Genomic DNA, 14,729 nt, shown 5'->3' on the forward strand with positions numbered 1-14,729 from the left:
GATACACCTCAAAAACGAGGGTGTTCACACGGGCCTCTTCCCGGCTAAAGCCGGTCCTACTCATTATTTTTGCCCCTCAATCGCGCATTTCTTCGCACCCTCGCACCACCCTGAATCACAAAAATCACCCTCTTGAAATCTCTTGAAAAAAGCATTGTAAGCGTCCGAAACACGATGTTATGTTGCTAACATCCTGTTGCAAAATGACCGCCGAATAACATTGGTCGGCGTCACGCGACGCTTCTCCACCAGCGGAATTCCCATGGAAAAAAGCCCGTTTCTCGATGCTCTGGAGCAGCGGTTCAGCGACCTGACGCCGACCGGCAAGCGCATCGCCGGGTACCTGCTGGCCAATCCGCAGAAGCTGCCGTTCGAGACCGCTGACAGCATCGCCCAGCAGACCGGTACCACCGGCATTTCGGTGGGGCGGTTTCTGCGCTCTCTTGGCTATCGCAACATCGACGACGTCAAGCAGAGCCTGCGCGGTGACAGTGCCAGCCCTTGGGTGATCACCGATCGGCTCGGCGCTTTCCGCGAAGAAAACACCCAAGGCGATGCACTGGAACGCTCGATGAACCGCGAACTGGAAGCCATCCAGCGGGTTTACGCGCTGGCACGCAGCGAAACCTTCGCCCGCATCGTAGAGAGGCTGCACAGCGCCGATGCCGTGTTCATCGTCGGCATCCAGACCACCCGCGGCATCCTCAACGCGTTTTTCAGTCACCTGGAGTACATCCGGCCCAAGGTCTATTACGTCGACGGCTTGTCCGGCACCTACGCCGAATCGCTGAATTCCCAATTCGAAAATCCCTACGCGGTGATTGCCGACTTTCGCACCTATTCCGCCGTCACCCGGACCTTCTGCGAAGTGGCCCATCAGCAGAACGTGGGACTGGCCTTCATCACCGACTTTCACTGCCCATGGGCGCGGGATTACCCGAGCGACTTGCTGCAACTCAATTCCGATGTGGGCCAGTTCTGGGATTCCCTGGCGCCGCTCACCTGCCTGTTCAACTTGATGGTGTCGGCAGTGGCCGATAAATACGGCGACCGCCTCGACCAGAGGCTGGCGAAGAACCGCGAGCTGCAACAACTGTTTGGCCAGTTTGAATAAACCGGATTGTCCGGTTGAAACCGGCTTTACAAAGGCAACAGCTTCCCGGCTAAAGCCGGTCCTACGGGGGGAAGCTTCACCCTCAACGCATGATGAACGAACAAGCTGATCTGGAGTGTCGTAACGTGAATAGCCCCCTCGTCGAAGTCGATGCCGATGCGTTGCAGGTCGAGATCGACCTGATCTACGCCGGCGTCGACAACCTCGCCGGCAAGCAGATTTATCAGGACCCGCGTTGCCTGCTGCACCGCGACGCCGAGCGTTGTCTGCGCAAGGCCAGTCGTCTGGCACGCCAGGCAGGGTTCAGCCTGAAAATATTTGACGCCTATCGCCCGGCTTACGCGCAGTACCTGCTGTGGCAAGCGCTGCCCAACCCTGAATACGTGCGCGACCCCAGCCTGGGTTCCCATCACACCCGGGGCGTGGCGGTGGATCTGACCCTGATCGACGCCAGCGGGGAGGCCCTCGACATGGGCACCGGTTTCGATGACATGCGCGAGCAGTCCCATCAGTTTTTCGCCGACCTGCCCGCCGACATACAACGCAATCGCCTGCTGTTGCTGGGGATCATGCTGGCCGCGGGATTTACCTACATCGACAGCGAGTGGTGGCATTACGAACTGCCCGACGCCGAGGACTACCCGCTGATCGACGAGGGCTCGATCAAGCCCGTTGACTGAATACCCAACACACAACAAGAACACGCGACACACGACCGGGACGACCACGAATCCCGGCTGAATCTGGCGCTTACCCGACCTCGCAAGGGCAGGGAGCGCCATTTCCCGGGCCCCAGGCCTGGAGCTTTAACTGCCCGGTATAGCTTCAATAACAAACCTGACGAACTTCCCTACATCGACGATCAAGGAACCGGCATGAAATCAATCTTCACCCCTCGCAACCTGGCGATGGCAGTCCTCTGCACCGCCATGGGCCTTGGCGCCTGGCAATCGGCCAGCGCAGCCGTGCCCCAGGACACCCTGATGATCGGCAAACCGTCCGACCCGCAGACCCTCGACCCGGCCGTGACCATCGACAACAACGACTGGACCGTGACCTACCCGGCGTACCAGCGGCTGGTCACCTACAAGGTCGAAAACGGCAAGGGCAGCACCGAAGTGGCGGGGGAGCTGGCCAGCAGCTGGACCACCTCGGCAGACAACCTGACCTGGGAATTCAAGCTCAAGCCCGGCAACAAGTTCGATGATGGCGCCGAGGTCAATGCCGAGGCGGTGAAGTTCTCCTTCGACCGGGTGATGAAGCTCAAGCAGGGTCCGTCCGGCGCCTTCCCCGAAGACATGGCCGTCTCGGTGGTCGACCCGCTGACCGTGCGCTTCACCCTGAAAGCGCCGTACGCGCCGTTCCTCTCGACCCTGGCCCACAACGGCGCGGCGATCATCAACCCGGACGTGGCGAAGAAAGCCGAAGGCGCCGACGCGTACCTGTCCAATCACACCGCAGGTTCCGGGGCGTTCAAGCTGGTCAACTGGCAGAAAGGCCAGACCCTGACCATGGAGCAGAACAGCTACTACGCCGGCCCCAAACCCACCTTGAAAAAGGTCGTGGTGAAGATCATCGGCGAGGCCTCCGTGCGCCGTCTCCAGCTTGAACACGGCGACCTGGACATCATCGAAGACATGCCCGAAGACCAGCTCGAAGCGCTGGCGAAGAAATCCGGCATCGTCATTGGCGACTACCCGTCGCTGCGGGTGACCCTGCTGTACCTCAACACCCAGAAAGCGCCGATGAACAACCCCGATGCGCGGCGTGCCATTGTTGAATCCCTGGACTACGACGGCATCATCAACGGCATCCTGAAAGGTAAGGCCAAGCCGCTCAACGGTCCGATTCCTCAGGGCATGTGGGCCTACGACGAGAAGCTGCCGGCGTTCAGGCAGGACATGGACAAGGCCAAGGCCGATCTCGCCAAAGTCTCGCCGAAGGTCAGCAACCTGACGTTCATGTACTCCGACAAGGACCCGAACTGGGAACCCATCGGCCTGACCCTGCAAGCCGGCCTGCAACCCCTGGGTGTGAACCTCAAGCTGGAGAAACTCGCCAACGCCAGCATGCGTGAGCGCCTGGGCAGCGGTGACTTCGACATCGCCATCGGGTCGTGGAGCCCGGACTTCGCCGACCCCTACATGTTCATGAACTTCTTCTTCGACTCGAAGCTGAAAGGCCTGGCCGGCAACCGTTCGTTCTACGACAACCCGGCGGTGGACAAACTGATCCGGGAATCGGCGACCACCAATGACATGGCCAAACGCACCGAGCTGTATCAGCAGGCGCAGAAGATCGTGCTCAACGACAGCGTCTATGCCTACCTCTACCAGAAGGCCTACACCTTGCCGATGAGCGAGAAGGTCAAGGGCTACGTGTTCAATCCGATGCTGGAGCAGGTGTTCAACGTCGGCACGATCACCAAGTAACCGCTGCCCCCGTAATTCGCTGTCATTCACAGGGCCCTGCAAGGGAGGCGGGGTCCTGTGGAGCAGCGCTGTGTCCGCGAGCTGTTTCGCGTTATTGATCGACTGCATGACCGAGGTGCCCCATGGCCTTCCTGAATATGCTGCGCAAACGCCTGGGCGGCCTGCTGCTGGTGGTGTTCGGCGTTTCCCTGATTACCTTTTCCATCTCGCACCTGATTCCGGGCGACCCCGCGCGACTGATCGCCGGGGACCGTGCCACCGACGCCATCGTCGAAAACATCCGCCACCAGTTGGGGCTGGATCTGCCGCTGTATCAACAATACGGCCGCTACATGCTCGACCTGCTGCACGGTGACCTGGGCACCTCGATCCGCACCCATCGTCCGGTGCTCGAAGACTTGCAGGCGTTCTTCCCGGCCACGCTGGAGCTGGCGTTGGCGGCGCTGACCTTGTCGATTCTGGTAGGCGTGCCGCTGGGCGTGCTCTCGGCGGTGTATCACAACCGCTTCATCGACCAGGTCGCGCGTACCCTGGCGGTGACCGGAATTTCAACCCCGGCGTTCTGGCTCGGCCTGGGCCTGATCGTGTTGTTCTACGGCCATTTGAACTGGCTGCCCGGCAGCGGGCGTCTTGACGAAGGGCTCGACCCGCCGCGCACCATCACCGGGTTTTACCTGATCGACACGCTGCTGGCGGGCGACACCGGGCTGTTCTTCAACGCGCTGCAGCATCTGATTCTGCCGGCCATTACTCTGGGCTTCGTCAACCTCGGCGTGGTCGCCCGGCAGATTCGCTCGGCGATGCTCGACCAGCTTGGCGAAGACTACATCCGTACCGCGCGCGCCTACGGCCTGTCGAAGTGGGCAGTGATTCTGCGCCACGCCTTGCCCAATGCGCTGATTCCCTCGGTGACCGTACTGGGCCTGACCCTGGGCGATCTGCTCTATGGCGCAGTGCTGACCGAAACCGTGTTCGCCTGGCCGGGCATGGGCGCCTACGTGGTCAAGTCGATCCAGTCGCTGGATTTCCCGGCGGTCATGGGCTTCGCGATCATGGTCTCTTTCATTTACGTGCTGCTGAACATGGCGATCGATCTGCTGTACCGCCTGATCGATCCGCGCATTGGCGAGGTCAACTGATATGACTACCCCGATCACCGCGCCCGCCGTGGCGCCACTGCCGGCCGCCTCGCGCTGGCAGGACAAATGGGCCTACCTGGCCCATCAGATTCGCCGCAGTCCTCTGACCATGGCCGGGCTGCTGATCACCCTGATGGTGCTGCTGGTGATGGCGTTTGCGCCCTGGCTCGCGTCCCATGATCCCAATGCCCTGAACCTCACCCAGCGCCTGGCCGCTCCGTCCGCCGCCCATTGGTTCGGCACCGACGAAGTGGGCCGGGATCTGTTCAGCCGCGTGCTTTACGGCAGCCGGCAATCCGTCGGCGTCGGGCTGTTCGTGGCCTTCGCTTCGTGCTTTGCCGGCGGCTTGCTGGGCTGCATGTCCGGGATCATTGGCGGGCGGTTTGACGGCCTGATCATGCGCCTGATGGACATCATGCTCTCGGTGCCGTCGCTGGTGCTGATCATGGCCCTGGCCGCCGCGCTGGGCCCGAGCCTGTTCAACGCGATGCTGGCGATCACGCTGGTGCGGATTCCCTTCTACGTGCGGCTGGCCCGGGGCCAAGCCCTGAGCATCCGGCAGATGGGTTACGTCAAGGCCGCCGAAACCTTCGGCGCCGGGCGCTGGCACATGGTCATCTGGCACGTGGCGCGCAACGCCATGCCGCCGTTGCTGTTGCAACTGAGCCTGGACATCGGCAGCGCCATCCTCATGGCCTCGGCGCTGGGTTTCATCGGCCTCGGCGCGCAACAGCCGACGGCGGAGTGGGGCGCCATGGTCGCGACCGGGCGCAACTACATCCTCGATCAATGGTGGTACTCGACCTTTCCCGGCGTGGCGATTCTGATCACCGCCACCGGTTTCAACCTTTTGGGCGACGGCGTGCGTGACTTGCTCGACCCACGGCAGCAGGGGAAATGACCATGCAGGCTTGCGTTCAACAACCTCTGGCCGAACAGGCGCCGGTGCTGGTCATCGACGACCTGCGCATCGAATTCCCGGCGTACAAAAGCACGGTCAAGGCGCTCAATGGCGTGTCGCTGCACGTCAATCCGGGGGAGATCGTCGGGGTCATCGGCGAGTCCGGCTCGGGCAAATCCGTCACCGCGATGCTCAGCCTGCGTTTGCTCCCGGAGCGCTCGTACCAAGTGAAGAGTGGCAGCCTGAGCATTCTGGGCCGCGACATGCTCACCGCCAAAGAGAAGGACCTGCTGAGTGTGCGTGGCCGTGACGCCGCGATGATCTTCCAGGAGCCCATGACCGCGCTCAATCCGACCCGCCGCATCGGTCGGCAGATGCTCGACGTGATCATTCATCACCAGCGTCTGAGCAAGGCTGAAGCGAAGGCCAAGGCCATCGCCTTGCTACGGGACATGCACATCGCCGACCCCGAGCAGGTGATGAACAGCTACCCCTTCGAGCTCTCCGGCGGCATGCGTCAGCGGGTGATGATCGCGTTGGCGTTCTCGTGCGATCCGCAATTGCTCATCGCCGACGAACCGACTACCGCGCTGGACGTCACGGTGCAGCGGCAGGTGCTGTTGCTGCTGCGTGAAAAGGCCCGCGCGCGGGGCACGGCGATTCTGCTGATCACCCACGACATGGCGCTGGTGTCGCAGTTCTGCGACCGGGTGTACGTGATGTACACCGGCGCCGTGGTGGAGCAGGGCGTGACCGCGCAGGTGATGGCCGACCCCCGACATCCGTACACCCAGGGCCTGCTCAGCGGATTGCCGGAGCAGGTCGAACCGGGGCAGGACCTGATGACCATTCCCGGTCAGGTGCCCAATCTTTCAGCGTTGCCGGAGGGCTGCACCTTCCTTGATCGCTGCGCCTTCGCCACGGCCCAATGCCTGCAGCGACCGCCGATGCAGACCATCGATGCCGCCGCAGACCGCAAAAGCGCCTGCTGGTTGAGCGCGCCCTCACATGCCACCGCACAGGAGTCGCGGCCATGACCCGCTCAGCCCTCCAGACCTTGCCCGGCGAAAGCCCGACCATTCTCGGCCTGCAAGACGTGCGCGTGCATTACCCGATGGGCAAGGACTGGCTCGGCCGACCCAAGGCCCCGGCCCATGCCCTCAATGGCATCGATCTGCAGGTCCGTGCCGGTGAAACCCTCGGCGTGGTCGGTGAGTCCGGCTGCGGCAAAAGCACCCTTGCGCAGTTGCTGATGGGCTTGATCAAGCCAACATCCGGCCGACTCGACTGGGTCTACAACAGCGACAAGGAACGCAGCAGCAACGTGCAGATTGTGTTTCAGGACCCGCAGTCGTCCCTCGACCCGCGGCTGCCGGTGTGGAAGATCATTACCGAGCCGTTGTTCGTCCAGCGATCAGCGCCGCACCACGAGATGCGTGGCATTGCGGCGAAGGTGGCGGCCCAGGTGGGGATTCGTACGGAATACCTGGACCGGTTTCCCCATCAGTTCTCCGGGGGACAGCGTCAGCGCATTGCGATCGCCCGGGCGCTGTCGTCCAACCCGGACATTATCGTGCTCGACGAGCCGACGTCGGCGCTGGATATTTCGGTGCAGGCGCAGATCCTCAACCTGCTCGCCGAGCTGCAGCGCAGTCGGGACCTGACGTACATATTGATTTCTCACAATGTCTCGGTGGTGCGGCACATGGCCGACCGGGTGGCGGTGATGTACCTGGGGCAGATTGTTGAGTTGGGTACGGCGACGGAAGTGCTGGAGCGGCCGCGTCATCCGTATACGCAGCTGTTGCTCGAGGCTGTGCCGCGTCTGGGGGTGTCGGTGGACGAGGGGCAGGTGTCGGCGCCGACTGAACTGCCGGGCAATCGGACGTTGCCCACCGGCTGTTACTTTCGCGACCGCTGCCCGAAAGCCACCCAAGGCTGCGAAAAGCCGCAAGCGTTATTACCGGCCAAAGACGGAGGGGCATCCGTGCGCTGTCATCTCGAGTCGTAAGTGGGGAGGGGACTGGGAAGGGGACCGATTGGGAAGGGGACTGATTTATTTACAGCGCTTCACCGTAAATTAATCTGTCTCCCGGCTAGCTTATATGCCATCGGGGACAGATTGATTTATCAAAGAAGCGCGATAAATAAATCAGTCCCCTATAAACAAGTCCCCTATAGACATTCCTATAAACATTAAAGATCAATGGCTGATCATCCACGGTCGGCCCGCAGGCTTACCTTTCAGGGCGTGGGGATTGGCTTTGGTGGGTTCGAGTCTTTTCGTCGGACCGCAGCAACTGCAACCGCTGGGGTGGCCCCGGCTTTCCTTGTACTGGTCCATGGTTTTTGGCGCGTGGGCGCTTTGCTCGTTGCGGGCGATGGCGGTGCGGGTATTGCCGGCCATCGTGCTCAGCCCCGGCGCTGACAGAATCACCCGCAGGCTCGATGCGCCGCATGCCGGGCACTCGCACGGCAGCGCGCTCTCGGCCATGGGCCGCAGCGAAGTGAAATCCCCGCAGTCAGGGCAGTCGTATTCGTACATGGGCATGGCTCAAATCCTTTAGTCGGCGTGCGTTCTGCAGGCGCGAATTCATTCGCGCCTGCAGGTCGGGAGTCAGCCCGGCGTTACTTATCCTGCGCGATCGGCAAGTCCACGGTGCCGTCGATGAATTTCGTCGGGCCGTTGGCGTTGGGGTTGATGTCGAATTTAAATATCTCAGTCGGCAGCCAAAGCGTCGCGCACGCGTTGGGGATGTCGACCACGCCGCTGATGTGACCCTGCACCGGTGCCGAGCCCAACAGCGAATAACCCTGGGCCGGGGAGTAACCGAACTTGGTCATGTAGTTGATCGCGTTCAGGCACGCCTGGCGGTAGGCGACATTGACGTCCAGGTAGTGCTGCTGCCCGGCTTCGTCGACCGAGATGCCTTCGAAGATCAGGTAGTTGTTGTAGTTCGGCACGATAGGGCTTGGCTTGAACACCGGGTTCTTGATCCCGTACTTGGCCATGCCGTCCTTGATCAGCTCGACGCGCATGTGCACCCAGCCGGCCATTTCGATGGCGCCGCAGAAGGTTATTTCGCCGTCGCCCTGGCTGAAGTGCAAGTCGCCCACCGACAGACCCGCGCCGTCGACGTAGACCGGGAAGAACACTTTCGAGCCCCTGGACAGGTCCTTGATGTCGCAGTTGCCGCCGTGCTCACGGGGCGGCACGGTGCGTGCGCCAGTGGCGGCGGCCAGGTCGCGGGCCGGGCCTTTGAGTTTGCCCAGGTGCGCCGTGCTGGCGCAGGGCGGACAGGCCAGTGCCGGCACGCGGTCCGGGTCGGTGTCGATCAGTTCCTGCTCGCGGCGGTTCCACTCGGCGAGCATCTTGTGGTCCGGCAGACAGCCGATCAGGCCGGGGTGAATCAAGCCTGCAAACTCGACGCCGGGAATGTGCCGGGAGCTGGTCATCATGCCTTTGAAATCCCAGATGGATTTCTGTGCCAGGGGGAAATGCTCGGTGAGGAAGCCGCCGCCGTTCTGCTTGGAAAAGAAGCCGTTGAAGCCCCATTGCGAGTCGGCTCGGGCGCCGATGTCCAGCAGCTCCACCACCAGCAGGTCGCCTGGCTGGGCGCCATGCACACCCACCGGCCCGGACAGGTAATGCACGGTGGTCAGGTCGACGTCGCGCACGTCGCTGGCATCGTCGTTGTTCTTGATCGCGCCAGCGGTCCAGTCGTAGGTTTCGAGGATGAAATCATCCCCCGGCTTGACCCAGCAGGCCATCGGGATGTCCGGGTGCCAGCGGTTGTGGATCTGCTCGTTTTCGGTGACGGGCTGGTTGAGGTCGACTTTGATCAAGGTATCGGTCATGGGGGGTTCTCCTTGGGTTTCGGGTCAATCAAATACGTCGTGAAAGTCCGGGCGGGCGCCATCGCGGGACAAGCCACGCTCCTACAGGTGGCCGCATTCCTCTGTAGGAGCGTGGCTTGTCCCGCGAGAGGCCGTTACAGGCGCTGCACATCTCTGGCTGTTGCTTACACCGACAAATACCGACTGATCGTCGCTTCATCGACATTGGCCCGGGTCTCTTCGATGACGAAGCGGCCTTTCTCGATCACCAGCAACCGGTCGGCGATTTCCAGGGTGAAGGACAGCACCTGCTCCGAGACGATGATCGTCAGGTTGCGCAGGGTGCGGATTTCTTTGAGGGTGCGGGCGATGTCCTTGATGATCGACGGCTGGATGCCTTCGGTGGGCTCGTCGAGCAACAACACCTTTGGATTGGTCGCCAGGGCACGGGCGATGGCCAGTTGCTGTTGCTGGCCGCCGGACAGGTTGCCACCGCGTCGGCCGCGCATGTCGAACAGCACCGGAAACAGCGCGTACAGATCTTCCGGCACCTTGCCGCCCGCTGAGGCGGGGAGGCCGGTCTGGATGTTTTCCAGCACGCTCATCGACGGGAAAATCATCCGGCCCTGGGGCACGTAGGCCATGCCGTGGGCGACACGGTTGTGGGTTTCCATGGCGGACACGTCCACGCCGTCCAGCTGAACCTGGCCGCCCCATTGCGGCAGGATGCCCATCAGGCTTTTGAACAGGGTGGTCTTGCCCATGCCGTTGCGGCCCATCACCGCGACGATTTCCTGTTTCTGCACCGAGAGGTTCAGGTCGTGGAGGACCTGACTCTGGCCATAACCACACGCCAGCTGCTGAATGTTGAACATGCTGCGCTCCTTAATGGCCCAGATAGACTTCGATGACTTTCGGGTTGTTCTGCACCGACTCCATGCTGCCTTCGGCCAACACCTTGCCCTGATGCAGCACCGTGACCTTGTGGGCGATGCTCTTCACAAACTCCATGTCGTGCTCGATCACCAGCACCGAGCGGCCCTGGCTGATGCGATTCAACAGGTCGGCAGTTTGCGCACGCTCGCTGACACTCATGCCCGCCACGGGCTCGTCGAGCATCAGCAGTTCCGGGTCCTGCATCAGCAACATGCCGATCTCCAGCCACTGCTTCTGGCCGTGGGATAACAGGCCCGCCTGTTGCTGCAGCAAGTCACCGAGGAAGATGTCGGCGGCCACCTGATTGACCCGCTCCAGCACCGCTTGGGTGCGTTTGAAAAACAGCGCGCCGAACACCGACCGGCCCGCCGGAAACGACATCTCCAGGTTCTCGAACACGCTCAGGTTGTCGTAGATCGACGGCGTCTGGAACTTGCGCCCGACCCCGGCGCGGACGATGTCGTACTCGTTCATTTTGGTCAGCTCGCGGTCCTTGAACTGGATGCTGCCGCCCGTGGCCCGGGTCTTGCCGCAGATCAAATCCAGCACCGTGGTCTTGCCCGCGCCGTTGGGGCCGATGACCACCCGCACTTCGTTGCGGTCGATGTACAGGTTGAGGTCGTCCACCGCCTTGAAGCCGTCGAACGAAACGGTCAGCCCTTCGATGGCCAGGACCGGTTTGTTCATCTGAAAGCCTGTGGGACTGGTCATGGCTGAATCTCCAACGGGCTGGCGGCTTTCTTGTCCGCGAGGGCGGGGGTTGGCGTGATGCCCGGGGCAGGGGAGGCAATCACCGTTGCCGGCTTGCGCGTAACGCCCGACAACCATTTGCGCCCGTGGCTTTCCCACAAACCGGCCAGGCCGTTGGGGAAGTACATGACCACGGCGATGAACAGCCCGCCCATAAGGTACAGCCACAATTCGGGGAACGACTCGGAGAAATAGGTTTTGCCGTAGTTCACCAGCAGCGAGCCGTACACCGCGCCCAACAGCGACATGCGCCCACCGACGGCGGCGAAAATCACCATCTCGATGGACGGCACGATGCCCACGAACGAGGGCGACATGAACCCCACCTGCAAGGCGAACATGGCCCCGCCGATGGCCGAGAAACACGCCGCGACGCAGTACACGAAGACCTTGAACGCCGCCACGTCGTAACCGGAAAAGCGCACCCGCTCTTCCTTGTCGCGCATGGCCATCAGCAGCCGGCCGAGCTTGGAGTTGAGGATGAATTTGCCGAACAGGATGCAGCCAAACAGCAGGCCGGCGTTGATGAAGTACAACAGCAGCCTGGCGCTGTCGCTGCGGATGTCCCAGCCCAGCAGCGTCTTCAGATCGGTGATGCCGTTGATCCCGCCGGTCAAGCCTTGCTGGCCGATGATCAGCACCGTGAGGATCAACGCGATGGCCTGGGTTACGATGGAAAAATACACATCGCCCACCCGGCGTCTGAACAGCGCGACGCCAATGATCAACGCCAGCAGCACCGGCAACACGATGACCGCCATCACCGTGAACGTGAAGCTGTGAAACGGGACCCACAGCCACGGCAGTTCGGTGATCTGGTTCCAGTCCATGAAGTCCGGAATGCCCGGGGTCGACTGGATCTTGGTGCTCTCGGGATCAGACGCTTCCAGCTTCAGAAACATCGCCATGCAGTAGCCGCCCAGGCCGAAGAACACGCCTTGCCCCAGGCTGAGAATGCCGCCGTACCCCCAGCACAACACCAGACCTACGGCGACGAACGCGTAGGTCAGGTATTTGCCGACCATGTTCAGGCGAAAGGCGTCGAGGGTCAGGGGGAAGACCACCAGAATCAGGGTCGCAAGGATCAGCAGGCCGACCACGCCCTGGCGTCCGCCGAGCATTTTGTTAAGCGCGTTCATGGGGCTACCTCTCTGGCGCACACTTATTTACGAACCTTGCTGGCAAACAACCCCTGGGGGCGCATCAACAGGATCAGGATCACGATGGACAGGGTCAGCACCTTGGCCATCGAGCCACTCATGAAAAATTCCGACAGCGACTGGGTCTGGGCAATGGCAAACGCCGAGGCAATGGTGCCGAACAGGCTGGCCGCGCCGCCGAACACCACCACCAGGAAGGTGTCGACGATGTACAGCGACCCGGCGGTGGGGCCGGTGGAACCGATGGTGGTGAACGCCGCGCCCGCCACCCCGGCCACACCGCAGCCCAGGGCGAAGGTCATGCGGTCGACCTTGCGGGTATTGATCCCCACCGCCCGGCTCATGATCCGGTTCTGCACCGTGGCGCGGACGTGCAAGCCCCAGCGGGTGCGGTACAGCATCAGGAAAATGCCGCCGGTCATCAGCACGGTCAGGCCCATAACGAACAGGCCGTTGCGCGGGATTTCGATGGCGTCGGTGAGGTTGACCGCGCCCATCAGCCATTCGGGCGGGTTGGCGCTGACTTCACGGGCGCCGAAGATGGAACGGAAGGCTTGCTGCATGACCAGGGACAGGCCCCATGTCGCCAGCAGGGTGTCGAGCGGCCGATGGTAGAGGCGACTGATCATCACCCACTCCACCACCCAGCCAATCGCACCGGCCACCACGAACGACAGCGCGATGGCGAAGAAGAAATAGTACGGCTGCATCCACGGGCACCAGGTCTGCACCAGGGTCGACAGCATGTACGTGGTGTAGGCGCCGATGGTGAGGAATTCACCGTGGGCCATGTTGATCACGCCCATCTGACCAAAGATGATCGCCAGCCCCAGGGCCATCAACAACAGCACGCAGAACACGGAAAGCCCGTTGAACCCCTGCATGGCCGCGATGGCACCAAATTCCGATAGCCATTCCATGGTGGTCCCTCCTCGGGAAGCTGTGTGGGTTTAGGATTGGGGGTCGGGACCAGCTGCAAGCTGTAAGCTTCAAGCGGCAAGTAAAAGCGAGAGCAACTGCAACGCACACCGCTTCCACTTGCCGCTTGCAGCTAACCGCTTACAGCTACCGCGCAGCGGCCTACTGATAGCCCTTCGGAAACGGATTCGGCTCGATCAGCTCCGACTCGTAAACCACTTTGAACTGGCCGTCGGCCTGGACTTCACCGATGCGGGTCTTGCTCCACAGGTGATGGTTTTCGTGGATCTTCACGTAGCCTTCAGGCGCGGTTTTCAGCTCGATGCCTGGGGACGCAGCGACCACTTTGTCGACGTCGAAGCTGCCGGCTTTCTCGACCGCCGCTTTCCACAACCACGGACCGAGGTAGGCGGCCTGGGTCACGTCGCCCATCACCGAATCCTTGCCGTACTTGGCCTTGAACGCCTCAACGAAGGCTTTGTTGTTGGGGTTATCCAGGCTCTGGAAGTACTTCATGGAGGCATAGAAGCCCTTCATGTTTTCGCCGCCAATGCCCAGCAGTTCGTCTTCGGTGACCGACAGGGTCAACAGCGTCTGCTTGGTGGAATCGACGCCGGCGGCTTTGAGCTGCTTGTAGAACGCCACGTTGGAACCGCCCACGACCGCGGCGAAGACCACGTCAGGTTTCTTCAATTTGACTTTGTTGATCAGCGAGCCGAACTGGGTGTTGCCCAGCGGGTAGTAGTCTTCGCCGACCACGGTGCCGTGGAGCACGTTTTCGATGTGCTTGCGGGCGATCTTCATCGAGGTGCGCGGCCAGATGTAATCCGAACCGATCAGATAAAAGGTCTTGGCGCCCTTGGTCTTGGCGATCCAGTCCAGGCTGGCAAGGATCTGCTGGGTGGCTTCCTGCCCGGTGTAGATCACGTTTTTCGACTGTTCCAGCCCTTCGTAGAAGGTCGGGTAGTACAACAGGCCGTTTTCTTTCTCGAACACCGGCAGCACCGCTTTACGCGAGGCCGAGGTCCAGCAGCCGAACACCGTGGCCACCTTGTCGTTGACCAGCAGCTTGCGGGCTTTCTCGGCGAAGGTCGGCCAGTCGGACGCGCCGTCTTCCTGAACGATTTTGATCTGGCGACCGAGGATGCCCCCGGACGCGTTGATCTGGTCGATCGCCAGGCGTTCGGCCTGGATCGAACCGGTTTCGGAGATCGCCATGGTGCCGGTGGCCGAGTGCAGCTGGCCGACGGTCACTTCGGTCGGCGTGACGGCGAGGCCGGTGGTGTTGGCGTCATCGGCCAGGGTCATCTGGCTGAACACGCTGGCGGCGATCAGCGAAAGGGCTGCCGTCCCCAATGCCAGCCGTCGGGGGAAAAAGCGCGTGGGGCCTGTCAGTCGTGAATCCATGTTCCCGCTCCTGTGCTGGTGATTCGCGGCGTCCGGGTGAGGGTCCGTCGCGAGCTGCGAGCAAGCATGAGGCGGGCGCGGGAATCGAGGTATACGCAGCGTGACGTATGCGCGTACGTCATTTGACGTAGGGCC

The 14,729-nt window shown here is 61.9% G+C and carries 14 protein-coding genes; 7 read left to right on the plus strand and 7 right to left on the minus strand.

The window, feature by feature from the left end:
• Positions 1-262: 262 nt before the first annotated feature.
• From BMY98_RS08895 to BMY98_RS08925, 7 genes are all read left to right on the plus strand, one after another.
• Positions 263-1,114, plus strand: coding sequence for a MurR/RpiR family transcriptional regulator (locus tag BMY98_RS08895; protein ID WP_074887546.1), 852 nt, complete (start codon positions 263-265; stop codon positions 1,112-1,114).
• Positions 1,115-1,239: 125 nt separating this feature from the next.
• On the plus strand, positions 1,240-1,794 hold the full coding sequence (gene ddpX / locus BMY98_RS08900) for a D-alanyl-D-alanine dipeptidase (protein ID WP_245760041.1): 555 nt from the start codon (positions 1,240-1,242) through the stop codon (positions 1,792-1,794).
• Positions 1,795-1,989: 195 nt separating this feature from the next.
• The gene (locus BMY98_RS08905) at positions 1,990-3,546 is read left to right on the plus strand and encodes an ABC transporter substrate-binding protein (protein ID WP_074887551.1); all 1,557 of its coding nucleotides are present in this window, start codon (positions 1,990-1,992) and stop codon (positions 3,544-3,546) included.
• 122 nt (positions 3,547-3,668) lie between these two features.
• Positions 3,669-4,685 carry an ABC transporter permease gene (locus BMY98_RS08910; protein ID WP_074887554.1) on the plus strand — a complete coding sequence of 339 codons (1,017 nt, stop codon included), beginning with the start codon at positions 3,669-3,671 and terminating at the stop codon, positions 4,683-4,685.
• 1 nt (position 4,686) lies between these two features.
• Positions 4,687-5,586: a D,D-dipeptide ABC transporter permease gene (gene ddpC / locus BMY98_RS08915; protein ID WP_074887557.1), complete on the plus strand. Its 900-nt coding sequence runs from the start codon at positions 4,687-4,689 to the stop codon at positions 5,584-5,586.
• A 2-nt stretch (positions 5,587-5,588) separates the two neighbouring features.
• Positions 5,589-6,623, plus strand: coding sequence for an ABC transporter ATP-binding protein (locus BMY98_RS08920; RefSeq protein ID WP_425438856.1), 1,035 nt, complete (start codon positions 5,589-5,591; stop codon positions 6,621-6,623).
• Positions 6,620-7,597 (plus strand): oligopeptide/dipeptide ABC transporter ATP-binding protein, encoded by a 978-nt coding sequence (locus BMY98_RS08925; RefSeq protein WP_074887561.1) that lies wholly within the window; start codon positions 6,620-6,622, stop codon positions 7,595-7,597. Before BMY98_RS08920 ends, BMY98_RS08925 begins: the two co-directional genes overlap by 4 nt.
• Positions 7,598-7,789: 192 nt before the next feature.
• Here the strand turns inward: BMY98_RS08925 and BMY98_RS08930 are convergent, their stop codons facing one another.
• The 7 genes from BMY98_RS08930 to urtA all read right to left on the minus strand — a co-directional run bounded on the left by BMY98_RS08930 (position 7,790) and on the right by urtA (position 14,594).
• Complete coding sequence (locus tag BMY98_RS08930; protein ID WP_074887563.1) at positions 7,790-8,137, minus strand: FmdB family zinc ribbon protein; 348 nt, start codon at positions 8,135-8,137, stop codon at positions 7,790-7,792.
• A 77-nt stretch (positions 8,138-8,214) separates the two neighbouring features.
• On the minus strand, positions 8,215-9,444 hold the full coding sequence (gene fmdA, locus BMY98_RS08935) for a formamidase (RefSeq protein WP_074887566.1): 1,230 nt from the start codon (positions 9,442-9,444) through the stop codon (positions 8,215-8,217).
• A 164-nt stretch (positions 9,445-9,608) separates the two neighbouring features.
• On the minus strand, positions 9,609-10,298 hold the full coding sequence (gene urtE, locus BMY98_RS08940; protein ID WP_074887569.1) for an urea ABC transporter ATP-binding subunit UrtE: 690 nt from the start codon (positions 10,296-10,298) through the stop codon (positions 9,609-9,611).
• A 10-nt stretch (positions 10,299-10,308) separates the two neighbouring features.
• On the minus strand, positions 10,309-11,070 hold the full coding sequence (gene urtD / locus BMY98_RS08945; RefSeq protein WP_074887572.1) for an urea ABC transporter ATP-binding protein UrtD: 762 nt from the start codon (positions 11,068-11,070) through the stop codon (positions 10,309-10,311).
• Complete coding sequence (gene urtC, locus BMY98_RS08950) at positions 11,067-12,248, minus strand: urea ABC transporter permease subunit UrtC (protein ID WP_074887575.1); 1,182 nt, start codon at positions 12,246-12,248, stop codon at positions 11,067-11,069. Before urtC ends, urtD begins: the two co-directional genes overlap by 4 nt.
• A 23-nt stretch (positions 12,249-12,271) precedes the next feature.
• Positions 12,272-13,189 carry an urea ABC transporter permease subunit UrtB gene (urtB, locus tag BMY98_RS08955; protein ID WP_074887578.1) on the minus strand — a complete coding sequence of 306 codons (918 nt, stop codon included), beginning with the start codon at positions 13,187-13,189 and terminating at the stop codon, positions 12,272-12,274.
• A 160-nt stretch (positions 13,190-13,349) separates the two neighbouring features.
• Positions 13,350-14,594 carry an urea ABC transporter substrate-binding protein gene (gene urtA, locus BMY98_RS08960; RefSeq protein ID WP_074887581.1) on the minus strand — a complete coding sequence of 415 codons (1,245 nt, stop codon included), beginning with the start codon at positions 14,592-14,594 and terminating at the stop codon, positions 13,350-13,352.
• Positions 14,595-14,729: the final 135 nt, after the last annotated feature.

The organism is Pseudomonas graminis, assembly GCF_900111735.1.
GTDB classification, from domain to species: Bacteria; Pseudomonadota; Gammaproteobacteria; order Pseudomonadales; family Pseudomonadaceae; genus Aquipseudomonas; species Aquipseudomonas graminis.